This window comes from Vagococcus coleopterorum, assembly GCF_011303955.1.
Taxonomy (GTDB): Bacteria; Bacillota; Bacilli; order Lactobacillales; family Vagococcaceae; genus Vagococcus_D; species Vagococcus_D coleopterorum.
The window spans coordinates 1,069,394-1,091,519 of record NZ_CP049886.1 but is presented as its reverse complement, the minus strand read 5'-3'; the positions used below and the strand labels follow the sequence as shown (position 1 = coordinate 1,091,519).

Below are 22,126 nucleotides of genomic sequence, written 5' to 3'. Positions count from 1 at the left end.
AAAGCATTTTCCTATTTTATAGGCAAAAACACTTTCAATTAATCAGTATTTTATATTACTTTATCGATAATCAAGAAATGAGGTTATTTTATGTCATTTGATGGTGTTTTTACCCACTCAATCATTCATGAATTAAAAGCAAAAATTCAAAACGGCCGTTTATCAAAAGTCCACCAACCTTACGATAATGAGCTTGTTTTAATTATTCGTCAACAAGGACAAAATCATAAGCTCCTATTATCTGCTCACTCGCAGTACGCTCGTATTCAATTGACTTCAATGGAATACCACAATCCAACTACTCCTCCTAACTTTTGTTTAATGCTCCGAAAACATCTTGAAGGTGCTATCATTCAAGATATTAAACAAATCGAAAACGATCGGATTGTAGAAATTCATTTCTCGAAACGGAATGATTTAGGTGACTTAGAAGATATCGCCTTAGTTGTTGAATTGATGGGTCGTCATAGTAATATCGTCTTAGTCAATCAAGAAAATAATAAAATATTAGATTGTATTAAACATGTGGGGCCTAGTCAAAATACCTTTAGAATCTTATTACCTGGCGCTGATTACGTGCAACCTCCGATTAATACTAAACAAGAAAATCCTTATACAATCGATCAAACTAAACTATTTGAATTGCTTTCTACAGCAGATGAGCTTTCAGCAACTTTTTTCCAGGAGAACTTTCAAGGCTTAGGAAAAGATACAGCCAACGAACTTGCTCACCGCATGCTGGAAACCCCTACTGAACCTCTTGGTGTCTGGAAACAATTTTGGCATGAGCTAGAATCTGAAATCACGCCTACTTTAAGTATTTATGAAAACAAAGAATACTTCACACCAATTAGTTTTGATTCATTAGGACCAGAACGTTATACTTTTCCAACACTTCATGATCTATTGGATCAATTCTATGATGGAAAAGCGGAAAAAGAACGTGTTAAACAGCAAGCTGGTGAACTTATTCGTAAAATTGAAAATGAACGAAAAAAAATGGTTACTAAAAAAGAAAAACTGACGAAGGATTTGGCCCAAACAACTAACGCCGAGTTGGTTCGTCAAAAAGGTGAATTGTTAACAACTTACCTTCATGAAGTCCCTCGTGGCGCTAACAAAATCACCCTTGAAAACTACTACGAAGATAACCAACCTATCGAAATTCAATTAAGGGAAGATTTATCACCTTCACAAAATGCTCAAAAATATTTCCATAAATATGGCAAGTTGAAAAACAGCGTCAAAATCATTGGGGAACAATTGGAATTAGTTGAAAAAGAAGCGGCCTATTTGGACTCCGTCCTATCACAACTTGATTTAGCCACTCCTAAGGAAATTGAATACATTCGTGAAGAACTTATTTCTGAACGTTATATCCGAGCTAAAAAAATACCTGGCAAACGAAATAGCCAAGCTAAGAGTAAACCCGAAACGTATCTCTCTTCAGACGGCGTTACGATTCTCGTCGGAAAAAATAATATTCAAAATGACCAATTGACAATGAAAACGGCTGATAAAAATCATATCTGGTTACATGCTAAAGACATACCGGGTTCTCATGTCATTATTCAAGATAGCACCCCAAGCTATGAAACGATTGAAGAAGCAGCTATACTAGCGGCTTATTATTCAAAATATCGGCTCTCTGCTTCAGTCCCTGTTGACTATGTTAAAGTTAAACATGTTAAAAAGCCAAATGGTTCTAAGCCTGGATACGTGATATACGAAAATCAAAAAACAGTTTTTGTAACACCAAATAAATTAGTTGTCGATTCATTACGCAAATAAAAAAAGACTATCAAACGATAGTCTTTTTTATTTCGTCAAATTATGGTTTACAACAACACTATTTACCAGTGTCATAATAACAGCCACTAAGATTGACGCACCGAAACTTGAAAACATAAAGTTTTGTTCACCTAATACTGCTGATGTTAGCTGTAAGATGACAGCATTAATCACGAAGCTAAACAACCCTAGTGTTAAAAAAGTAATTGGTAGCGATAATAAATGTAAAATTGGTTTTACTAAGACATTTAGTAATGATAAGACAAAACTAGCAATTAACGCTACTAGAATACTACTAACATAAAGCATATTATCCGGTAAAATGACCGATAACGAGATAAAGGTTAAGGTGCTAACAATTAAACTTTGGAAGTATCCCATTAAAAATCGCTCCATTCATCCTCAACTTTTTCCGCCTCTTTACGAGGACGTTTACCTTGTTTAGTTGTTTTTTCAAATTCAGAAAACTCACCTTCGAAACTAGCTGATTGTCTTGATTGACCACTTTCTGTTGGGATCACAATAGCTAACAAGATGTAAATAATAATTGTTGCCCAAAAACTAAAGAAAATTGTTAATGCGAACAATACTCTAATAATCGTTGGATCAATATTTAAATATTCCCCAATTCCTGCTAAGACACCTGAAACAACTCTATCTTTATTTGATTTAACTAATTTTTTCTTCATAACCATACCCCTTATTGATCAAATTTAAATTGATTTATCTTTAATATAAATACTACCTGTTGTTGAACTTAGACGCAAATGAACCGCTTCGCTTTCCAATGTTCGACGCAATTGAATTTGCGAGCTAGTTTTATCTTTTTTCTCACGAATGATTTCACTTTCCCCAACACGGTGATTAATGCTGCCAAAATCCGTCTTTAAGTAAGCTTCTACACTTTGTTTTTCAGGAATTGCTACTTTAATTGTACCGTTTTTTACACGAACATCAACATTTTTCAGCTCTGACGTTGTTGGCATTAGGCGTAAATCTCCATTAGTTGCTTTGGCAGTAACCGTTTGGAAAGTTCCTGCTAAATTAGCATTACCATTGACCGTTTCCACCATAATGTCATTTATCGAAGCATCTGCTAATAGAACATTCCCATTAACGCCTTCAATTTCTAACATTGTTGCTGAAATTGCATTAAATGTTTTATCTCCATTTGTGCTCTTAATGAAACAATCATTTGTTTTAAGATCACTTAAGTCCATATCACCATTCAATAAATTAATTGAAACATGATCGTATATACGACTTGGAATAAAAATATTTAAGTCAGCCTTCACGCGTTTGTTAGGTAATTGGAAACTAATCGTGTCATCGTTCACTTCGATTCGGCTTCTTTGTAAGAATGCTTCTAAGTCTGTTTCAGCTTCCATTTTTCCATAAAGCTTAATAGTTGCTTCAACTTTCACATCCTCTTTATCCCACGTGTTAAACATAATATTACCATTAGCAACTTTAAAGTCTATATTAGTTGCTTTGATTTCTGGGTAATAAAACTCGTGTTTAAAACTACTGTTAGCCTTTGGTGATAATGAGCGTTTCAAATCATGTGCCGAAACACTTTCTGTCATCGCTTTAAAGAAACCACCAATTCGTTGTGATAATGGTTCTTCATCTTCAAGCGACTTTTCAGCGTCCTCGCTAAAAAATGATTTATTTCCCTTGATACCACTCATGATTTTTTCTTCTGCTGACTCGTTTAACTCTTCTTCTAACTCGGTTAACGTTAATTGCAGTTCAGTTAACTCTTCTTCTTTTTCAGCCTTCAATTCTGCTTGTTCCGGCAAGTGATACATCTCCTGAACTAATTCCGTTTCTAATTCAGAAATTTGTAGTTTAATAGCCTCTATTTCCAACTTAATATCTGAGAAAGATTGGTCTTCCGTTTCATTAACTGCTGTTTTTTTAGTTGCAAATGAATCTGCTTTTTTTTCATCAGCAATTTTTTCTAATAGACTTAAGCCTTCTTCCGCAGAAATGACACCCATATTTATTAATTCAACAATTCTTTCTTGTTCTTTCATAAAAAAACCTCCTTATGATTTCCATTTGTTAATAGAAATCAACCTGATAACACTATTATGCATTATATCGCATAATTCGTCATAGGTCTTAAGGAGGATTTGTTTCTCTATTTAAAGTCTGACTTAATCTTCATCACAAAAACTACGGGCTGCGGCAACTGCTTTTTGCCATTTACGATAGTACTTATTGCGAGATTCTTCATCCATATCTGGATAATAACTAGCATCGACTTGCCAAATATGTTTAATTTCTTCTGTATCTTTCCAGAAACCACTTGCTAAACCAGCTAGGTAAGCTGCACCTAAAGCTGTTGTTTCATTAACCATTGGTCTAAAAATTGGTAAGTTTAAAATATCAGCTTGGAAACTTAGTAAGAAATTATTTTTAGAAGCGCCACCGTCGACTTTCATCTGTGTCATTGGTAAGCCTGTTTCTTTAATCATTGTTTCCACTACATCTTTTGTTTGGTAAGCAATACTTTCCAAAGTCGCTCGTGCAAAGGTGTTTCTTGTCGTTCCACGTGTCACGCCAAAAATTGCGCCACGCACATTTGAATCCCAATAAGGTGCACCTAACCCCACAAATGCTGGCACAATATAGACTCCCTCGTTACTTGCTAAATTTTGAGACATTTTCTCCGTTTCAGCAGAATCCTTAATGATTTCTAAGCCATCACGTAGCCACTGAATCGCAGAACCAGAAACAAAGACACTTCCTTCTAATGCGTAGCAGACCTCACCCTGTCCATCACAAGCTAAGGTTGTTAATAGTCCATAATCTGATTGGATTGCTTTGTCTCCAGTGTTCATTAGGATAAATGATCCTGTACCATAAGTATTTTTGACATTCCCCGCTTCAAAACAGTTTTGACCAAATAAGGCAGCTTGTTGATCACCAGCCACACCCATGATTTTTACGCCAGTTTCAAACAAGTGGTAATAGTCTGTTGTACCGTAGTCTGCAGATGATTTTTTCACCTCTGGTAATAAACTTGCGGGAATATTATACAAGTCTAACAGCTCTTGATCCCATTCTAAATCATGAATGTTGTACATCATAGTTCTTGAGGCGTTAGTATAATCGGTCGCATGAACTTTCCCATCGGTTAATTTCCAAATTAACCATGTATCAATCGTTCCAAAAAGTAATTCTCCACGCTCAGCACGTTGTCTTGCTTGTGGAATTTCATCTAATAACCACATAACTTTCGTAGCCGAAAAATATGAGTTAACTTTTAGCCCGGTCTTTTCACGAATCAATTCTTCGTGACCTGACTCGATCAACTCCTCTGTTAATTCATTGCTTTGACGGGATTGCCAAACTAAGGCATGGTGTATCGGCATACCAGTTTCTTTATCCCAAATAACCGTTGTCTCTCGCTGATTTGTAATCCCTATACTATCAAGATCTTTTGATGTAATATCAGCTTCTTTCATGACTTTAGAAATGACACTTAAAACACTTTGCCAAATCTCATTAGCATCATGTTCAACCCAACTCGGTTGAGGAAAATACTGAGGAAATTCTTCTTGAGCCTTGGCAACATCCACCCCCTCTTTATTAAATAAAATCGCACGGGTACTGGTTGTCCCTTGATCTATCACTAATATATATTTAGACATAATAATTCCTTTCAATACATTCTCGTAACTCATATTTTAACTGATATTACGATGACAAACAATATAAAAAGGCTAGTCAGCAGACTAGCCTTTTTAACTTATTCTTCGATTGTTTCATTAAATGTGTTGTAGGCTTCCTTATCAAAGTTACCTTCCCATTTATCGACCATAATAGCTGACACCATCGAACCAGCAACATTTAACATTGTCCGTCCCATATCAACAATTGGATCAATCCCAAAGATTGCCCCAATGCTTGAAATTGTTTGACCGTATCCTAAACCATTTAGTGTAACTGTCGCAGCAACTGTTGCAGTGCCAGGTACACCAGCAATTCCGATTGAACCAACTGTTACAACTAAGACAACTAACATGTAGAACGAGAACGTCATTGGTGTTCCCACCGCTGAAGCAATCAAGACACCTAACATAGCTGGAAAGACACCAGCACAGCCGTTCATTCCCACAGTTGTCCCTAATGTTCCGACAAAGTTGGCTGTTTCTTTAGACACACCCATATCATCTTCAAGTGTTTTCAAAGTATAGGGCAATGTCCCTACGCTTGAACGTGAAGAGAATGCGAATAACAATGTATTAAAAGCTTTTTTAAAGAATGTTACAGGGCTAACACCCATTACTAATAACATCACAACATAAACTAATAACATAATTAATACAGCTGTATAAAGCGCTGCAATAAAGCCTAACATCCCTACAATTGATTCGATACCATTAGCAATGATGGTGTTACTAACTAATGCTAAAACACCATAAGGCATTAATTTAATAACATTTGTTAAGACTGAATTGACTGTTACTTTTAATGAATCTAACAACGTAACAAATGGCGCAACCTCTTTCGGTTTCTTCACTTGTAAGAAACGAATAGCTCCCGCAAACATGGCCGCAACAATCACAACTGAAACAATGCTCCCGTTATCACTCATCACTTTAAAAATATTATCTGGAATTAAGTTTAAAAAGAAATCTGGAAAACTTTGAGCTGAAATGTCAGCCATTCGTTCAATTTTAGCTTCGGTTAAATCGCCTGCAAAACTTGAACCATTTAAGTTGAATAATTTCACAACAAAAATCCCGACTCCAGCTGATATAGCCGTTGTTCCTAACAATGTTGTAAAAGTTTTAGCCGTCAGTGATTTAATCCGATCTCCTTGGACATCAATCACCACTTTAATAATTGATAAGAAGACAACTGGAATCGCTAGCAGTTGAACAAGTTTTAAGAAGCCTGTCCCAACCAGACCGAACCATGTGGCAATTTCAATTTGTGCAAAGTTTTGATAAACATCAAATTGTTGCCCAATTAAATCAATCCCTATACCAATGATTAAACCTAATGCTAAAGAAATTAACATGCGTTTGGTAAAATTAACTTTTTTATTTTTTAATTGCTTTAGAAATAATATCCCTGCAATTAAAACAATGATTGAGATAACTGTAAAAGCGTTACTTATTTTCAAAAAATCGGTAAAGAATGGTAAATTAATCATCTTTATTCATCCCCTTTTATTTTGCAGTGTTAGCCGCAACATTAATTGCTTCCCAAGTTGAAGCAAATGGTGGTGCATATGCGAAGTCAACAAAGCCTAATTCTTTAGTCGTCATACCTGCATGAATAGCTGTTGTTAAACCAGTTGCTCGTAAAACTGTTTCGTTTTTCCCAAATAATTGTGCACCATATAAGACAAATGTTTCAGCATCGTAAACCAGTTTAATCATAATTTTTTCTTGAACTGTGTAGTAATTTGAATGATTATTTGTTTCAATACAAGTCGTTTTAATATTAAGACCTTTGCTAATCGCTTGTTTTTCAGTTAAACCCGTACTAGCAGCTTCATATTGCCCTGCTTTAATAGCGCTACTTCCTAACGAGCCTACAAATGACTCCCATTCAGATTCTGGCAACCCAATATTTGTTCCAACAATCCGTCCCATTTTATTGGCACTTGTTGCAAGAGCCGTATAAGTATCACCCAACAATCTGTTAGGAATACTTGCACAGTCCCCTGCGGCAAAAACATCCTTAATTGATGTTTGACCATGCTGATCAATAATGATAGCCCCGTTAGATAGTGTTTTGAAATTATCTGCATAAAATTTTGTGTTTGGACGGAAACCAATCGCAATAATGACAGCGTCTACTTCATACTGACCTTTAGCAGTTTTAACGGCGGTGATCTGCCCGTCTGTTTGGACAAATTCTTCAGCAGCTTCATTCGTACAGACGCAAATATCATCTTCTTCTAATGCACCTTTTAACTTCTGAGAAAATTCAGAATCAAAAGGACCACTCATAATTTCTGGGCCAGCTTCAAGTAAAGTGACGTCTTTACCTAATTTTACTAACTGATCGGCAACTTCCACACCAATAAAACCGCCACCAACAACCATAATTTTTTTATAGCTAGTCAAGGCTTTTTTTAAGCGATTAACTGAATCTAATTTAGTAATCGTATAAGCATTATCTGCATCAATCCCTGGAATAGGTGGAACAATCGGTTGTGCACCGGTAGCTAGCATCAGGCGATCATAAGCTTTTTCAAATGACTCTCCTGTTTGTAAATCAGTGACCGTAATGATTTTTTTATTAAAATCAATGTTTGTAGCTTCATGTTCTAACAGTAAATTAATCCCTGTCTTCTCCATTTGCTCAGGTGTTCTAGCAAACATTTCATTTTCATCTGCAAATTCCTCGCCTAAATAATAAGGTAATCCACATGCCCCAAACGAAATATATTTTTCTTTTTCGATAACAGTAATATTAGCGTCTTTATTTGTTCTAGATGCTTTTGCTGCCGCACTCATCCCTGCGGCAATCCCTCCGATTATAACAATTTCCATCTGACAAAACCTCCTAAAGTGTGATCACTATAAATATAGCATCTAACAAAAAAAAATGCTCGTACTTTAACTTACTTTTTAATAGTATTTTTTGTCTAATATTAAATTTTATTGAGATTTTGTTTAGAATTTATAGAAATTGTTATTTTATTGAACTAATGTGATATAATTACACTGAAATCTTTTGACCATAATTAATGCCACTATTAGTGTGTAGTAACTTCCCCAAGCTCTGCATGCTAATAGCTTTAAACTTCTGTTTAACATTTTTCTGGTTCATATGATTTCCTGTTGAATCTAGTTTCCCCAAATACTCTAGTTCAACAGCATATCCCTTTAACACATTAGAGCATCTGCTTTAATGTGTTTTTTTGTATAAAAAAAAGACCACTTAAAGTGATCTTTAAAATTTATACTTTTAAGAATTTACGCATTGACATAATTGATCCTAATGAACCAATCGCAACACCTAAAACTAACATTCCTAAACAAACTTTTGGTAGTAACTCAGCAGTTGGATATAAGCTAAAGTTTGAACTTACGAATAATTGTTTAGATAAATTAAACATTTTACGGTAACCAAAGTACATAGCAATCACCGGAATAATCGCGCCTAAAAGACCAATCCAAGCGCCTTCAATAAAGAATGGCCAGCGGATGAAGCCGTTTTTAGCACCAACTAAACGCATAATTTGAATCTCACGTTTACGTGAAATGATAGTAATACGAATCGTATTTGAAATTAAGAAGATTGCAATAAATAATAAAACAATTGTCGCAATCAATCCCCACTTACGAACGAAACTAGAAATTTTAAAGATATTATCTGAAGACACTCCACCATAATCGGCTTTTTTAACATTTGGTAATTCTGCCGCTGCTCTTTGAATATCTTTTGTTTGTTCAGGCGTTTCTGCTTTTACAACAAAAACATCATATAAGGGATTGTTATCTTTATCAAATAACTTCCATGTAGGACCTAAATCCTCAATTAATTTTTTCAATTGTTCATCTTTACCAGATAAACGAATACCTTCTTTTTCTTTTGATACTACACCGGGAATTTTGTATAGCTCTGTTTCTAATACATCACGATCTTTATCTGACGTACCAATATTAACGAAAACAGAAACATCTACAGCATTCTCAATGTCTTTTGATAATTTATTGACGTTTAACATAGCGGCTAAGAAAGCACCTACTAAAATCAACGTCACTGTTACGGCACTGACAGAAGCTAAAGTCATCCAGCCGTTACGTTTTAAGCTTTTTAAGCTCTCGCCAATATGACGGAAAAATCCTCTAATCATCGTAACCGTACTCCCCTTCGTGTTGATCTCGAATAATACATCCATTTTCAACCGCGATAACGCGGTGACGAATCGTATTTACGATTGTACTATTGTGTGTTGCCATCACAACAGTTGTTCCTTGTAAGTTGATTTTTTCTAAAAGTTTCATGATTTCCCATGAGTTTTCAGGGTCTAAGTTACCTGTTGGTTCATCGGCAATTAAAACTTTCGGTGTGTTAACAATCGCACGTGCAATAGCCACACGTTGTTGTTCCCCACCTGACAATTCATCTGGGAAAGCATTTGCTTTATGGCGCAAGCCAACTAAGTCTAAAACTTCCATCACACGTTTTTTAGTTTCACGTGGTTTTTTACCGATAACTTGCATCGCGTATGCCACATTCTCATAAACTTTTTTCTTTGGTAATAATTTATAATCTTGGAAGACAATCCCAATTTCACGACGCAATAATGGGACTTGTTTATTTTTAATTTTCATTAAATTAAATCCACAAACTGAAATAGATCCTTTTGTTGCTTTTTCTTCGCGGTACATTAACTTAATAAAAGTTGATTTACCAGCACCACTTGGTCCTACTACATATACGAATTCACCTTGGTCAATATTTACCGAGATGTCACGGATAGCAGTTGTTCCGTTAGGATACTTTTTCATGACATTTTTCATTTCAATCATTTTCATTCTCCTATCTAACTAGCGATTTGGTCGCCTAGTTGTCAGCTATGTTACACATTATAGCACTCAAACATTGTAAATCATCTTACATTTAATTACAAATGTGTATCATTTATAACAATCTTATCAAAGACTTAATCTTAAGAATGCATCCATAAACCCATCAAGACCACCGTCCATGACAGACTGCGTATTGCCTACTTCATGATTTGTTCGATGATCCTTCACCATTGAATATGGATGAAAGACATACGATCTGATTTGTGAACCCCAACCATTTTCTAGTTGTTCGCCACGTAACTCTGCTTCTTCTTGTTCTTTTTTCTCAACTTCTAACTGATATAACTTCGACTTCAACATTCCCATAGCCTGTTCTCTATTTTTTAATTGAGAACGTTGCGCTTGGCTAGAGACGACAATCCCTGTTGGTGTATGGGTTAAGCGCACTGCTGAATCGGTTTTGTTGACATGCTGTCCACCTGCTCCGCTTGCTCTAAATGTATCCATTTTAATGTCATCAGGATTGATCTCAATTTCAATCTTATCATCTAACTCTGGCATGACATCAACCGAGCAAAATGAGGTGTGACGACGATTGGCTGAATCAAATGGTGAGATACGTACTAAGCGGTGAACCCCTTTTTCAGATTTTAAATAGCCAAAAGCGTTGTGTCCTTTAATCAACAGAGTGACGCTTTTAATACCGGCTTCATCACCTGCTATATAATCTAGGTATTCAACGGTAAAGTTGTGAGCATTGGCCCAACGTGTGTACATCCGAAGTAACATATCGCCCCAGTCTTGCGACTCAGTTCCCCCTGCACCTGGATGTAACTCGACAATTGCATTACTACTATCGTATGGATCATTTAATAGTTGCTCTAACTCATAGGCATCTAATTTTGTTTGCAATTCGGTTAAACCACTAACTAGTTCCATTTCCATTTCTGCATCAGGTTCTTCACTTACCATTTCAAGCATCATTAGCAATTCTTCAGATGCTTCAGTTAAATTATGAAAAGCTTGGAATTTCGCCTTTAATAGGTTGCTTTCATTAATAACGACTTGAGCTTTCTCGTTATCGTCCCAAAAACCAGGAAAGGCCATTTCATTTTCAAGATTGGCAATTTGCTCTTCAAGATCCTCTAAGTCAAAGTGACCCCCTAAATTCAATTAGTTTGCCATCAATTGTCTCTAAATGATTTTTTATTTCAAATAATTCCATCGTGTTTCCTCCTATAATAAAAAGCAATGGCATTTGGTTAGACCAAATACCATTGACGATTATAAATCTTTACCGTGACAGTTTTTAAATTTCTTTCCACTACCACAAGGGCACATTTCATTACGACCAACTTTTTCAACTTGGCGGGGTTGTTTCGTTTGATCTGCACTGACTTTGCCTTCGTCATCAGAAGGTTGTACTGCCTCCCCTTGCGCAACTTGTTCACGTTGCACATTTTGACGAATTTCTGATTTCATGAATAAACGAGTCACATCATATTCAATCGATCCGACCATCGCTTCAAACATGCGGTAACCTTCTTGTTGATATTCAACTAAAGGATTATTTTGGCCGTAGGCACGTAAGCCAATTGACTCACGTAATTGATCCATGGCATCAATATGATCTGTCCACTTCATGTCAACAACACGTAAAATCACCACTTTTTGGAATTCAAGTAATTGTTCACTACCATTTAAAATTTCAACTTTTTCATCAAAAATAGCTTGCGCTTTTTCATTTAAGAAAGTCATCATTTCAGCTGGTGTCTTCTCTTCAATATCAGCTAATGAAATATCATCTTCATGAACAAGACAGTTTCCTGCAAAATCAACAATGCCTTGTAAGTTCCAATCTTTTTTATCTGGAGCTGAGGTGTGATCTGTTACCACTTGTTCAATCGCGCGGTTGATCATCCCCATAACAACTGGTGTTAGGGTATCATCTTCCATGATGACTTCATGACGTTGACTGTAGATGATCTCACGTTGTTCACGCATCACATCATCGTATTGTAAGACATTTTTACGCGTATCGTAGTTATTACCCTCAACACGTTTCTGTGCTGACTCAACTTGTTTAGATAACATTTTACTTTGAATAACCGCTTCATCATCAGCAATTTTAAAGCGGTCTAACATTGCTTTAACTTTTTCAGATCCAAAACGTTTCATTAAATCATCTTCAAGAGATAAGTAGAATTGAGACACACCTGGGTCACCTTGACGACCTGCACGTCCACGTAATTGATTATCGATACGACGAGATTCGTGACGTTCCGTACCAATAACCGCTAAACCGCCATTTTCTTTCACGCCTAAACCAAGTTTAATATCGGTACCACGACCAGCCATATTAGTAGCGATTGTGACCGCACCTTTTTGACCAGCGTTTAAAATGATTTCCGCTTCTTTAAAGTGATTTTTAGCATTCAATACTTCATGCGGAATATTCGCTTGGTCTAATAAGTGAGAAATTAATTCTGATGTTTCAACAGCAACTGTTCCGACTAAGACTGGTTGACCAGCTTCATGACGTTCTTGAATGTCTTCAACGACTGCTTTAAATTTACTCTCTAATGTTGGGTAAAGTAAATCAGCACGGTCATCACGGATTAATGGACGATTTGTCGGAATTTGAATAACTTGAATATTGTAAATTTCACGGAACTCTTCTTCTTCCGTTTTAGCTGTACCTGTCATACCAGACAATTTTTTATACATTCTAAAGAAGTTTTGGTAAGTCACGTTGGCCATTGTTTTTGTTTCGTCTTCAATTTCAACGCCTTCTTTAGATTCAATCGCTTGGTGTAAGCCATCAGAATAACGACGTCCATCCATAATACGACCAGTAAATTGGTCAACGATCATCACTTTACCATCTTGAACAACGTAATCAATGTCTAATAACATAATGAAGTTTGCTCTTAAAGCGTTATCTAAGTGATGAGTTAACGCCGTATTTTCAATATCATAAAGGTTTTCTAAACCAAATGTTTCTTCGGCTTTAGTAATTCCTTCTTCTGTTAAAGCAATTGTTTTAGATTGCACATCAATTTTATAATCTTCATCTGCTACTAGGCGTTTAACAAAGTTATCCGCACGAGAATACAACGCTGTAGATTTCTCAGCTTGACCTGAAATAATCAATGGTGTTCTAGCTTCATCAATTAAGATTGAGTCAACTTCATCGACAATGGCATAATTTAATGGACGTTGTACCATTTGTTCACGGTAAACCACCATGTTATCACGCAGATAGTCAAAACCAAGTTCGCTATTTGTGCTGTACGTAATATCGCAAGCATAGGCCATACGTTTTTCTTCAGAAGATTTTTCGTTTAAGTTAAGACCTACTGATAAACCTAAGAAATTGTATAATTCACCCATTTCGCTAGCATCACGAGTTGATAAGTATTCATTGACTGTTACAACATGAACCCCTTCGCCAGTCAAAGCATTTAAGTAAACAGGCATTGTCGCTGTTAACGTTTTACCTTCACCTGTTTTCATCTCTGGGATGTTACCATCATGAAGCACAACACCACCCATGATTTGAACACGGTAAGGATATAAACCTAAAACACGTTTGGCACCCTCACGGACAACAGCAAACGCTTCTGGTAATAAGCTATCTAAACTTTCACCATCTGCAACACGTTGTTTGAACTCAGCTGTTTTAGCAGTTAAAGCTTCATCAGATAAAGCTTCCATGCCTTCTGCAAGAGCGTCTACTTGATCTGCAATTTTTTCTAAACGTTTTAATTCTTTTTTGTCACTCTCTACCATTTTTTTAAGAAAATTAGCCATCTTTTAAATTCCTTTCAGAAAACCTTTATTGTTCAGTGATTAAATCACCCTTAATTGAAGTCTAGAGATTAATCCATCTCTAGTATTTTAGCATTATTGGGAGGAAAATGAAACAGTTTTGTCATTGCTATCCCTTCGCTTTATTGATCTTAACTAAAATATAAAAAGACAACTTCGAAAAGTTGTCTTTATTTCTAATTATTTAATTTGTTTCAATCAAACCGTATTTACCATTTTTACGACGATAGATAATGCTTGTACCATTCGTTTCCGCATCTTCAAAGATAAAGAAATTATGTCCTAGCATTTCCATTTGTAAGATTGCTTCCTCGCTATCCATTGGTTTTAATGATAAACGTTTAGTTCTCACAATGTCTAGTTCTTCGACAGCAATTTCATCTTCGGCAGGCAAGTTATTTAAAAAGACTGCGGCTTCTCGCGTATCAATGTTTCCTTCACGTTGTTTACGATTCATTCTAGTTTTAAATTTTCTAATTTGTCGTTCTAGCTTATCAACTACCATGTCGATACTTGCATATAGATCATGTGATGTTTCCTCAGCTCTTAAAACAATATATGGTAATGGGATTGTAACTTCTACTTTAGCATTTTTGTCTGAATAGACTTTTAAGTTTACATGAGCAGTTGCTTCCGGTGCCTTTTCTTTGTCAAAATAACGTTCCAATTTAGAAATACGTTTTTCAACATAGTCTCGTATTGCTTCAGTAACCTCGATGTTTTCACCACGGACATTGAACTTTAGCATAATATTGACCCCTCTCATTTACCTGTTCTAGAAGAAATCGGTTAGGAAAAGCTAACCTCCTTCTCCTTACCTTTAGTATATCTGAGACTAATAAAAAGCGCAAACAATAACACCTTGAAAACCTTATTATAATAACATTGGAAGCGCTACCCGCTATCTTGCTAAACAAAACCCTTTAATTGTTTTAGGGCTACATTGTTCAATCAACTCCACTGCCCAATACATCGTTCTGCCAGTCGTATAAATATCATCTACTAAAATGATATCGCGTCCCCTTATACAAGCTATTGCCCCAAGATTCAATTGGAATGGTTGACTCGTTTGCAAACGTTCTACTTTAGATTTTTTATTTTGTTCCATCGTCTGGGCGGGTTTATTCAATAACTTTTTATACGTTACACTCCCTGCTTTTAATAACTCCTCAACTTGATTAAATCCTCTTTTTTGATAACGACTACTTGCTAAAGGAATAGGAATAACCACTGCACCATGTTGATTAGAAAAATAATTTGCGATTTCTTCTGCAAAACAATAACACAATGCGCGATGGCCTTTAAACTTGTAAAGTGCTATCCACTCTTTCATCTCTTCTGAATATTTAAAAATGGGCTCTAGCTTAAAGGTACTGTTCGGGTATTTAGCTTGCCATGCGAGACAGTCAGCACAACAATCTTTAGTCGTTTCTTTGCTACAAATCAAACAGCCCCCATTAGAAATTTCTTCAAATTGACTGCGACAAAGCTGACATTGTTGACTGACAATAAGCGGTCGGAAAGAAAAAATACTTTTTAACGTAACATGTGGGCAAAACTTCTGGTGGCATTGTAAGCACTCCATTTATTATCCTCCTTTAGCATTCATTTCCTGTATAACTTTAATTGATTCTACCAATGGTTTAGTCAAACCATCATGAATGAAATAAACATGACCTGATGGCTGTTCAGAACTTCTGCCAACCCTTCCAGCAATTTGAATCAAACTAGCTGTTTTATAAACACGATGATTAGCTCCTACAACGATGACATTAACCCCTTTAAATGTAACGCCACGTTCTAAAATGGTGGTGGTTAGCAACCAGTCAATTTTCCCTCCTCTAAATGACTGTATTTTTTCTTCACGTGACGGATCTTTAGCATAAACTTTCTCAATGACGACAGAAGGAAATTGTAAAACTAGTTGCTTGTGAAATTTTAATAACCACTCCACACTTGGACAAAAAATTAAGTAACTCTCTTGCTTTTCTCTGCTTTCTTCCAAAATTTCCTTTACAATTGATGGGAAGCGTTTAGCTAACAGCTTTTCACGCCAACGCCAGCACCAAACTAATTCAGGCACGGGTAAAGGTTTTTGATGATAGCGCACTGGCACAATCATTGTTTTGTATCCCTCATTAGCTAGTTCCAAAGATAGTTCTTTGGTAACTGTTGCTGTTAAGACAATTTGGCTGCTGATCTTTTTTCGTGATTGTTTAATTGCGAATGCAAGAACGTTATTACCTGCTAAGGGGAATGCGTCTATTTCATCGACAATCATGACGTCAAACGCCTGATAAAATCTTAATAGTTGATGAGTGGTGCAAATAACCAATTGGCTTGTTTGGTAGACTTCTTTTCGCTTACCGTACAGTAAGCTAATTGAAATATCCGGAAAAACCTTTAGCAACCTTGGGTATAACTCTAAACAAACATCTACTCGCGGCGCGGCCAGCGCAACTCTCAGCTCTTGCTTGAAAGCGTATTCTAATCCTTTAAAAAGCATTTCTGTTTTACCCGCCCCTGTTACACCATGAATTAATAACTGGCCATTGACTTTAATCATTTCTACTATTTGATTAGAGGCAGCTTCTTGATAGCTATTCAGCACTCCCTTCCAATTTAGTGCGTCTGGTTGAAACCAATTAGTCGGTTTGCTTATTTTCTTTTGATATAAAAAATTATCTGTCTGACACCTTCCCATTTGAATACAAAATGGACAGTAACTCGTATCGTTTAACAAAGTAAATTGGCATTTAGTAAACTGTGACCCACAACGTTGGCAAACCAGTTTTTCTCCATTTTGGAGGATTGTTTTTTCTGAAAAAAACTCTTTATAATTGTTTGACTCCGAGTCTAATTCACTCTTAAGTAAACGACGACCTAAATAAGGCATTCTCTGCAACCTCCTTACTAATAAATTCTACGAAATTTATTAGTATTTCCATCAAAATCTGATGGCACTTTCCAATGGCATGGCTTATACTAAAAAAGAAGCTTACTAATTAATTAAGAGGGATGACATTATGAAGAAAAACCAAACATTTTTATCATCAAATCAAGCAGAACAAATCAATGAAGTTTTATGGATACCTGAATCTACGAGCCAACCAAAAGCAATCTTGCAAATCGTTCACGGCATGGCTGAGTACATCGAACGTTACCAAGAATTTGCTGAGCATTTAAATCAATATAATATTTTAGTTGTGGGCCACGACCATCTTGGTCACGGTCAATCTGTTGACCCAACTAATCCCAAATATGGTTACTTTAATCAAACAAATAGCGTGTCACATCTTATTGAAGACGTCTATCAAGTAACAAAGCGTACGAAAGCTGCCTACCCTAACACACCTTATTTCATCATGGGTCATAGTATGGGGTCATTCATTACACGTAACTACTTGAAAAAATATTCTAAACAAGTAGACGGTGCTATTATTATGGGGACTGGTGGAAAAGAAATCGGCGCTACTTTAATCCGTCCATTAACAACTGTTTTAAATAAATTTGCACCTGAAAAAATTAATAATGCCATCGACAAGATGGCATTTGGTCCCTTTGGTCAAAAATTCCCAGAACATCCAAAACCAATGTGTTGGTTATCTTTAAATCAAACAAATGTGGACAACTATTTAGCTGACCCATTACTAGGAAAAGTTTTTACAAACAACGGATTCCATACACTGTTTCAACTATCTAGCCAAGCGAATAAAAAGAATTGGTTCAAAACAATCCGCAAGGACTTACCCATTCTCATCATCAGTGGTGAAGACGATCCTGTAGGTCAATATGGAAAAGGTCCAACCACCATCGCTGCAGATTTAACTAACAATAAATTTAAATCAGTTAATTTGCTGTTATATCCGACTCTTCGTCACGAAATTTTAAACGAAGAAAATAGTCATATGATTATGCGTGATATCACAAACTGGTTAACAGACAAACTATAATAAAAAGCCACTGTTAACCAGTGGCTTTTTTGATTGATTCTAGCTATCAATTTCCGTTATACTTACTATATTATTAATTCGGAGGTGCTACATGATAACAGACTATTTAACTCTTAAAGAAAATGGCCAACATGAAATAGAAATTAAAAAGTCTCGCTTTATTTGTCACCTTTTTAGAATTGACTCTGATGAACAAGCAAAAGAACTGATTCAGAAAATTAAAAAAGAACACTGGAAAGCCACTCATAACTGTCACGCCTACCTTGTTGGAGATAACAATGATATCCAACGCAGTAGCGATGACGGCGAACCTAGCGGAACTGCCGGTCTACCTATGTTGGAAGTTTTAAAAAAACGTGAGCTGATCAATACACTAGCCGTTGTCACTCGTTACTTCGGTGGAACTGAACTGGGTAAAGGAGGCTTAATCCGCGCTTATGGTGGATCTGTTAGCGAAGCATTAGATGAGATCGGGATTGTACAAGGAACGCTACAGCAAGAGATGCAAGTTACTGTAGACTACCCTAATCACCCTAAACTTGAAAATTTTTTAGAAAATTCAGTTTATAATCTAAAAGAGACAATATACACAGACAAAGTCCAACTTTTAATCATGGTGGATGAACAAACAACCGATACCTTCGAACAAGAACTCATTGAGCTGTTAAGCGGACAAGTGACTATAACGGCTGGTAAGACGAGTTACTTTGAAAAAGAAATATAAAAAGCGTGGCTATGCCACGCTTTTTTCTTTTACTTTATTTTTATGTAACCTCACAAAATAATAAACTTCCCAAACGATACCAATCACAAGCAGATAGATCAAGCTCAGAGTCACACCTGAGTTCAACATATAATGGATTACCATCCCTGGGAAAATACTATTAACTTGAAACCTTAAAACAAATAAAATCAAGCCTACTACTGCTGAAAACACCACGCCTTGCAAACTACTTTGAATGTGTAGGCTAGCAAATAATACCGTTGAAATCACTGCATTCATAAAAATTGAGTGTGAACTTAATTGTCGAGGAATCACTCCTCTAAAAAGTAATTCCTCAACTACAGGTGGTTGTGTGAACACCAACCAATTTAGTCCTGCTAAACCTGTCAACGTAATGCTAGGCAACAATTGCTGTGTTTGGTAAATACTTAGTATAAATCCCGCCAATAGCACAAATGATAATACCATTGCGGGTTGAGTCATTTGAAACCCTATTTCATTTAGATATCTTTGTGAGTTTATGTTCCTGGAATAGATAGGAATTGCTAAGTAACTGATATACGTCACCACAAGCACTAATCCGTAAAAGGCTAACATGTAATACTCAGCATTAAACAATAATTTAGCAATCACTGAGCTACCGAAAAGAATCAACCACCAACTGATATAAACCAGTATCACTTTAAATAATTGTTTCATTTCTATTGCCTCATTTCTATGTGCGCCTACTTAACTTCTAAATTGCGACTGAATAACTTAGCAAGAATTGCCGTAAATAGAACATCACAGACTAAATAAGTGAAATGTGGGATTGGCTGTTTATATAACTCAACCACTTTGTTAATAATTGGAGTTAATATTGTTTCTGGAATCGCAACAGCGCTAATTCCTAAAATGATTGGTAAAATAATGAATAACAAAATTCCTAAAATCACGATATAGCGAGTCTGGAATCGTTTGAATAAGGTTGCAACAATCCAAGCCCCTAATCCTGTTGAAATCAACGTCAGAATAGTGCGCAAGTGATGTAATACAATGTTGATGCCTTCATTATCATAAAAGTGCATGACTTTCATTGTCGTTAGGTTTTCAAAAGCTACAGACAAAATTAATGGATAGATTACTTGAAAAGCAATAACCGTAACAACTGCACTAATCACAATTGTTAGGAAGTTCCCCCAATATTGATCTTTACGAGCCACATTAAATTGGGCAAATCTAGCAATATTTCTAAAGAACACAAAGGCTAACATAATGAAGAACATCATTTCTAACATACCAAATGCCAAAGAACTTTCTAATGTTTTTTCACTTGGCCATCCTTGTCCGAAGAAATATCCAATAACTGGCATTAAAAAATCTACTATCAACAAAGCAATAATAAACCCATAAAACCCTGGTAGTAATTCTTTAAAGTTCATTTTTAACATAGCTTTTAATCTCATTACGCCACCTCCGTTGCTGTCAATTGAATAAAGATTTTTTGTAAGGTTGTTTTCCCTACTGTTAGCGAATCAGAAACGACTGGTTGCTCACCATAAATATATAATGTCACTTGGTTTCCTAATCGTTCCCAACCAACAACATTTAAATCATTCTTCACAGCAATAATTTCTTCTTCAGAACCTGTCACTGTCCAAGCTTTATTAATAATATCTTCAACTGAATCCTCAATCTCAATTGTGCCATTGTTTAAAACAATCACCGAATCAATAATGTGTGACACTTCTTCAATTAAATGGGTCGAAATAATAAATGATGTATTCCCTTTAGAAAAGACATCTAACATTTCTTTGTAGAATAAATCACGGTGATTAGCATCTAATCCGAGAATTGGTTCATCTAAAAAGATATAAGGAATATTCATAGATAACGCTAAGACGATATTAAAAATCGAACGATATCCGGTTGATAATTTTCTTAACTTTTGCTTTCCTTTCAAACCGAACGCTGACATTAAATGCTCAGCTTGCTCGCGGTCGAAATCAGGATAAAATGTTTCAGCCGTTTCTAGGTAATACTTAATCTTCTGATTTTCATCTTTGGCACTTAAACAACTATCATTAACTAAAAATAGCTGACGTAATAATTGATCATTCTCAAAGACAGATTCACCACCAAGTAACACATCTCCCGATTTTGCAATCACGCGATTATTAATAATTGATAGCAACGTACTTTTACCTGCTCCATTTCTACCAAGAAGACCATAAATATGACCTGGCTCTAATGTAAATGATACATCTTTTAGAACTTCTTTTTTACCAAACTTTTTTTGAATTTGTTTCACTTCTAAATTACTCATTTGAATACCCTCTTTCTATTAAGTCTACTAATTCTTCTTTGCTAATCCCTAGTTGTTTTGCTTCAGTAATAAATTCGGCTAAGCGTTCCTCTGCAAATTGCGTCGCACGTTTTTTAAAGATTTTATCGACACCCGTATCTGTGACAAACATTCCGATACCACGACGTTTTTCAATCACACCATCTGCTACTAATTGATTCATCCCTTTTAAAACTGTTGCAGGATTAATATTGTAACTTTTTGAAATTTCAGTTGTTGAAGGGACTTGTTCTCCTTCTTTAAAGCTCCCTTGCAGGATACCTTGTTCTATTTGCGTGGCCACTTGAAGATAAAGCGGTACGCCATTTTCGAAATCAAATATCATAATGACTCCTTTCACCTTTTGCGCATTAGGTTAGTTACTTATATAACTAACTATATATCTAGGTTGTTATTTTGTAAAGAAAAAAATTCAAAAAAATAAACTCTCTTTTAATTAAGAGAGTTTACGTCAGTATAATAGGCTTTTTGCCATCTTTGCGTTTGTGTTGCTGTCTTATTTAAATCTTGTTCTGTGGGCAAATAAACTCTGAACCCCATCTTACCTTTTTGTTCCTCTGTTTTTATAATACCTTTTTTGATAAGAATTTCTTTTGGGAAAAGAAACTGACCTCTCAAATCATTATCAATAATATTAATGACTAAATAATCTTTTGCGCTTTCAAAGTTATAAGCTTGATTGACATTCTCCCTATCTTTTTCCCAGGCAACCACAAAGTAACCAGCTTTAGTCGGCGTCTTCTTTGCCAAGCGACTCCGATAGGTTTTCCCATTTAAATCAAACCAACAACCTTCGTATTCACTATTTTGAGATTCAATCTGTAACCGTTCTTTACCTATAAGACCTTTTGAACCAAAACTACTATCTAATAATTCAACTGACTTCATCTGTTCACCTCATTGTTTATTGTAACCTGAACTACTTTAGAAACCAATGTTGAAGTTTGCTATCAGACTTCAAAGAATGATA

At 35.7% G+C, this 22,126-nt stretch carries 22 protein-coding genes; 3 read left to right on the top strand and 19 right to left on the bottom strand.

Features of this window, described 5'->3' with window-relative positions; translation table 11 throughout:
• Nucleotides 1–90: 90 nt before the first annotated feature.
• A complete protein-coding gene (locus G7081_RS05420; RefSeq protein ID WP_166007940.1) occupies nucleotides 91–1,791 on the top strand; it encodes an NFACT RNA binding domain-containing protein in 1,701 nt (566 codons plus the stop codon).
• 27 nt (nucleotides 1,792–1,818) lie between these two features.
• Here G7081_RS05420 and G7081_RS05415 read toward each other — a convergent pair whose 3' ends face one another.
• The 14 genes from G7081_RS05415 to G7081_RS05355 form a co-directional block, all read right to left on the bottom strand.
• Nucleotides 1,819–2,172 (bottom strand): phage holin family protein, encoded by a 354-nt coding sequence (locus tag G7081_RS05415; protein ID WP_166008395.1) that lies wholly within the window; start codon nucleotides 2,170–2,172, stop codon nucleotides 1,819–1,821.
• Nucleotides 2,172–2,480, bottom strand: coding sequence for a PspC domain-containing protein (locus tag G7081_RS05410; RefSeq protein ID WP_166007939.1), 309 nt, complete (start codon nucleotides 2,478–2,480; stop codon nucleotides 2,172–2,174). The genes G7081_RS05415 and G7081_RS05410 overlap by 1 nt, the downstream gene beginning before the upstream one ends.
• 24 nt (nucleotides 2,481–2,504) lie before the next feature.
• Nucleotides 2,505–3,830 (bottom strand): daptomycin-sensing surface protein LiaX, encoded by a 1,326-nt coding sequence (liaX, locus tag G7081_RS05405; RefSeq protein ID WP_166007938.1) that lies wholly within the window; start codon nucleotides 3,828–3,830, stop codon nucleotides 2,505–2,507.
• A 123-nt stretch (nucleotides 3,831–3,953) separates the two neighbouring features.
• Nucleotides 3,954–5,456: a glycerol kinase GlpK gene (glpK, locus tag G7081_RS05400; protein ID WP_202982284.1), complete on the bottom strand. Its 1,503-nt coding sequence runs from the start codon at nucleotides 5,454–5,456 to the stop codon at nucleotides 3,954–3,956.
• Between the two features lie 95 nt (nucleotides 5,457–5,551).
• A complete protein-coding gene (locus tag G7081_RS05395) occupies nucleotides 5,552–6,964 on the bottom strand; it encodes a cation:dicarboxylate symporter family transporter (protein ID WP_166007936.1) in 1,413 nt (470 codons plus the stop codon).
• A 16-nt stretch (nucleotides 6,965–6,980) separates the two neighbouring features.
• Nucleotides 6,981–8,315 (bottom strand): CoA-disulfide reductase, encoded by a 1,335-nt coding sequence (locus G7081_RS05390; RefSeq protein WP_166007935.1) that lies wholly within the window; start codon nucleotides 8,313–8,315, stop codon nucleotides 6,981–6,983.
• A 169-nt stretch (nucleotides 8,316–8,484) separates the two neighbouring features.
• The gene (locus tag G7081_RS07660; protein WP_238786626.1) at nucleotides 8,485–8,658 is read right to left on the bottom strand and encodes a hypothetical protein; all 174 of its coding nucleotides are present in this window, start codon (nucleotides 8,656–8,658) and stop codon (nucleotides 8,485–8,487) included.
• Nucleotides 8,659–8,725: 67 nt separating this feature from the next.
• The gene (gene ftsX / locus G7081_RS05385; RefSeq protein WP_166007934.1) at nucleotides 8,726–9,625 is read right to left on the bottom strand and encodes a permease-like cell division protein FtsX; all 900 of its coding nucleotides are present in this window, start codon (nucleotides 9,623–9,625) and stop codon (nucleotides 8,726–8,728) included.
• Nucleotides 9,618–10,304 carry a cell division ATP-binding protein FtsE gene (gene ftsE / locus G7081_RS05380; protein WP_166007933.1) on the bottom strand — a complete coding sequence of 229 codons (687 nt, stop codon included), beginning with the start codon at nucleotides 10,302–10,304 and terminating at the stop codon, nucleotides 9,618–9,620. The genes ftsX and ftsE overlap by 8 nt, the downstream gene beginning before the upstream one ends.
• 126 nt (nucleotides 10,305–10,430) lie before the next feature.
• Nucleotides 10,431–11,529 (bottom strand): peptide chain release factor 2 gene (gene prfB / locus G7081_RS05375; RefSeq protein ID WP_166007932.1). Its coding sequence is split into 2 segments (ribosomal slippage): nucleotides 10,431–11,459 and nucleotides 11,461–11,529, totalling 1,098 coding nucleotides; the frame shifts between segments, so codons are not numbered across the junction.
• Between the two features lie 59 nt (nucleotides 11,530–11,588).
• On the bottom strand, nucleotides 11,589–14,117 hold the full coding sequence (gene secA / locus G7081_RS05370; RefSeq protein WP_166007931.1) for a preprotein translocase subunit SecA: 2,529 nt from the start codon (nucleotides 14,115–14,117) through the stop codon (nucleotides 11,589–11,591).
• 202 nt (nucleotides 14,118–14,319) lie between these two features.
• Nucleotides 14,320–14,883 (bottom strand): ribosome hibernation-promoting factor, HPF/YfiA family, encoded by a 564-nt coding sequence (hpf, locus tag G7081_RS05365; protein WP_166007930.1) that lies wholly within the window; start codon nucleotides 14,881–14,883, stop codon nucleotides 14,320–14,322.
• A 153-nt stretch (nucleotides 14,884–15,036) separates the two neighbouring features.
• Nucleotides 15,037–15,720 (bottom strand): ComF family protein, encoded by a 684-nt coding sequence (locus G7081_RS05360; protein ID WP_166007929.1) that lies wholly within the window; start codon nucleotides 15,718–15,720, stop codon nucleotides 15,037–15,039.
• 3 nt (nucleotides 15,721–15,723) lie between these two features.
• Nucleotides 15,724–17,031 (bottom strand): ATP-dependent helicase ComFA, encoded by a 1,308-nt coding sequence (locus G7081_RS05355; protein WP_166007928.1) that lies wholly within the window; start codon nucleotides 17,029–17,031, stop codon nucleotides 15,724–15,726.
• A gap of 130 nt (nucleotides 17,032–17,161) precedes the next feature.
• Between G7081_RS05355 and G7081_RS05350 the strand changes: the two genes are divergently transcribed.
• Together G7081_RS05350 and G7081_RS05345 are read left to right on the top strand one after the other, a co-directional pair.
• The gene (locus tag G7081_RS05350) at nucleotides 17,162–18,088 is read left to right on the top strand and encodes an alpha/beta fold hydrolase (RefSeq protein WP_166007927.1); all 927 of its coding nucleotides are present in this window, start codon (nucleotides 17,162–17,164) and stop codon (nucleotides 18,086–18,088) included.
• Nucleotides 18,089–18,179: 91 nt separating this feature from the next.
• Nucleotides 18,180–18,812 carry a YigZ family protein gene (locus G7081_RS05345; RefSeq protein ID WP_166007926.1) on the top strand — a complete coding sequence of 211 codons (633 nt, stop codon included), beginning with the start codon at nucleotides 18,180–18,182 and terminating at the stop codon, nucleotides 18,810–18,812.
• Between the two features lie 9 nt (nucleotides 18,813–18,821).
• Here the strand turns inward: G7081_RS05345 and G7081_RS05340 are convergent, their stop codons facing one another.
• The 5 genes from G7081_RS05340 to G7081_RS05320 all read right to left on the bottom strand — a co-directional run bounded on the left by G7081_RS05340 (nucleotide 18,822) and on the right by G7081_RS05320 (nucleotide 22,044).
• Nucleotides 18,822–19,511 carry a CPBP family intramembrane glutamic endopeptidase gene (locus G7081_RS05340; protein WP_166007925.1) on the bottom strand — a complete coding sequence of 230 codons (690 nt, stop codon included), beginning with the start codon at nucleotides 19,509–19,511 and terminating at the stop codon, nucleotides 18,822–18,824.
• A 26-nt stretch (nucleotides 19,512–19,537) separates the two neighbouring features.
• A complete protein-coding gene (locus G7081_RS05335; protein ID WP_166007924.1) occupies nucleotides 19,538–20,257 on the bottom strand; it encodes a hypothetical protein in 720 nt (239 codons plus the stop codon).
• The gene (locus tag G7081_RS05330) at nucleotides 20,257–21,117 is read right to left on the bottom strand and encodes an ATP-binding cassette domain-containing protein (RefSeq protein ID WP_166007923.1); all 861 of its coding nucleotides are present in this window, start codon (nucleotides 21,115–21,117) and stop codon (nucleotides 20,257–20,259) included. Before G7081_RS05330 ends, G7081_RS05335 begins: the two co-directional genes overlap by 1 nt.
• Nucleotides 21,110–21,481 carry a GntR family transcriptional regulator gene (locus G7081_RS05325; protein WP_166007922.1) on the bottom strand — a complete coding sequence of 124 codons (372 nt, stop codon included), beginning with the start codon at nucleotides 21,479–21,481 and terminating at the stop codon, nucleotides 21,110–21,112. Before G7081_RS05325 ends, G7081_RS05330 begins: the two co-directional genes overlap by 8 nt.
• Before the next feature lie 107 nt (nucleotides 21,482–21,588).
• Nucleotides 21,589–22,044: a MepB family protein gene (locus G7081_RS05320; RefSeq protein WP_166007921.1), complete on the bottom strand. Its 456-nt coding sequence runs from the start codon at nucleotides 22,042–22,044 to the stop codon at nucleotides 21,589–21,591.
• Nucleotides 22,045–22,126 lie beyond the last annotated feature (82 nt).

Excerpts from the sequence above, each read along its gene's own strand:
- G7081_RS05420 (WP_166007940.1), top strand. The coding sequence starts at position 91 with ATGTCATTTGATGGTGTTTTTACCCACTCAATCATTCATGAATTAAAA.
- G7081_RS05415 (WP_166008395.1), bottom strand. The coding sequence starts at position 2,172 with ATGGGATACTTCCAAAGTTTAATTGTTAGCACCTTAACCTTTATCTCG.
- G7081_RS05410 (WP_166007939.1), bottom strand. The coding sequence starts at position 2,480 with ATGAAGAAAAAATTAGTTAAATCAAATAAAGATAGAGTTGTTTCAGGT.
- liaX (WP_166007938.1), bottom strand. The coding sequence starts at position 3,830 with ATGAAAGAACAAGAAAGAATTGTTGAATTAATAAATATGGGTGTCATT.
- G7081_RS05395 (WP_166007936.1), bottom strand. The coding sequence starts at position 6,964 with ATGATTAATTTACCATTCTTTACCGATTTTTTGAAAATAAGTAACGCT.
- G7081_RS05390 (WP_166007935.1), bottom strand. The coding sequence starts at position 8,315 with ATGGAAATTGTTATAATCGGAGGGATTGCCGCAGGGATGAGTGCGGCA.
- ftsX (WP_166007934.1), bottom strand. The coding sequence starts at position 9,625 with ATGATTAGAGGATTTTTCCGTCATATTGGCGAGAGCTTAAAAAGCTTA.
- ftsE (WP_166007933.1), bottom strand. The coding sequence starts at position 10,304 with ATGATTGAAATGAAAAATGTCATGAAAAAGTATCCTAACGGAACAACT.
- secA (WP_166007931.1), bottom strand. The coding sequence starts at position 14,117 with ATGGCTAATTTTCTTAAAAAAATGGTAGAGAGTGACAAAAAAGAATTA.
- hpf (WP_166007930.1), bottom strand. The coding sequence starts at position 14,883 with ATGCTAAAGTTCAATGTCCGTGGTGAAAACATCGAGGTTACTGAAGCA.
- G7081_RS05360 (WP_166007929.1), bottom strand. The coding sequence starts at position 15,720 with ATGGAGTGCTTACAATGCCACCAGAAGTTTTGCCCACATGTTACGTTA.
- G7081_RS05355 (WP_166007928.1), bottom strand. The coding sequence starts at position 17,031 with ATGCCTTATTTAGGTCGTCGTTTACTTAAGAGTGAATTAGACTCGGAG.
- G7081_RS05350 (WP_166007927.1), top strand. The coding sequence starts at position 17,162 with ATGAAGAAAAACCAAACATTTTTATCATCAAATCAAGCAGAACAAATC.
- G7081_RS05345 (WP_166007926.1), top strand. The coding sequence starts at position 18,180 with ATGATAACAGACTATTTAACTCTTAAAGAAAATGGCCAACATGAAATA.
- G7081_RS05340 (WP_166007925.1), bottom strand. The coding sequence starts at position 19,511 with ATGAAACAATTATTTAAAGTGATACTGGTTTATATCAGTTGGTGGTTG.
- G7081_RS05335 (WP_166007924.1), bottom strand. The coding sequence starts at position 20,257 with ATGAGATTAAAAGCTATGTTAAAAATGAACTTTAAAGAATTACTACCA.
- G7081_RS05330 (WP_166007923.1), bottom strand. The coding sequence starts at position 21,117 with ATGAGTAATTTAGAAGTGAAACAAATTCAAAAAAAGTTTGGTAAAAAA.
- G7081_RS05325 (WP_166007922.1), bottom strand. The coding sequence starts at position 21,481 with ATGATATTTGATTTCGAAAATGGCGTACCGCTTTATCTTCAAGTGGCC.
- G7081_RS05320 (WP_166007921.1), bottom strand. The coding sequence starts at position 22,044 with ATGAAGTCAGTTGAATTATTAGATAGTAGTTTTGGTTCAAAAGGTCTT.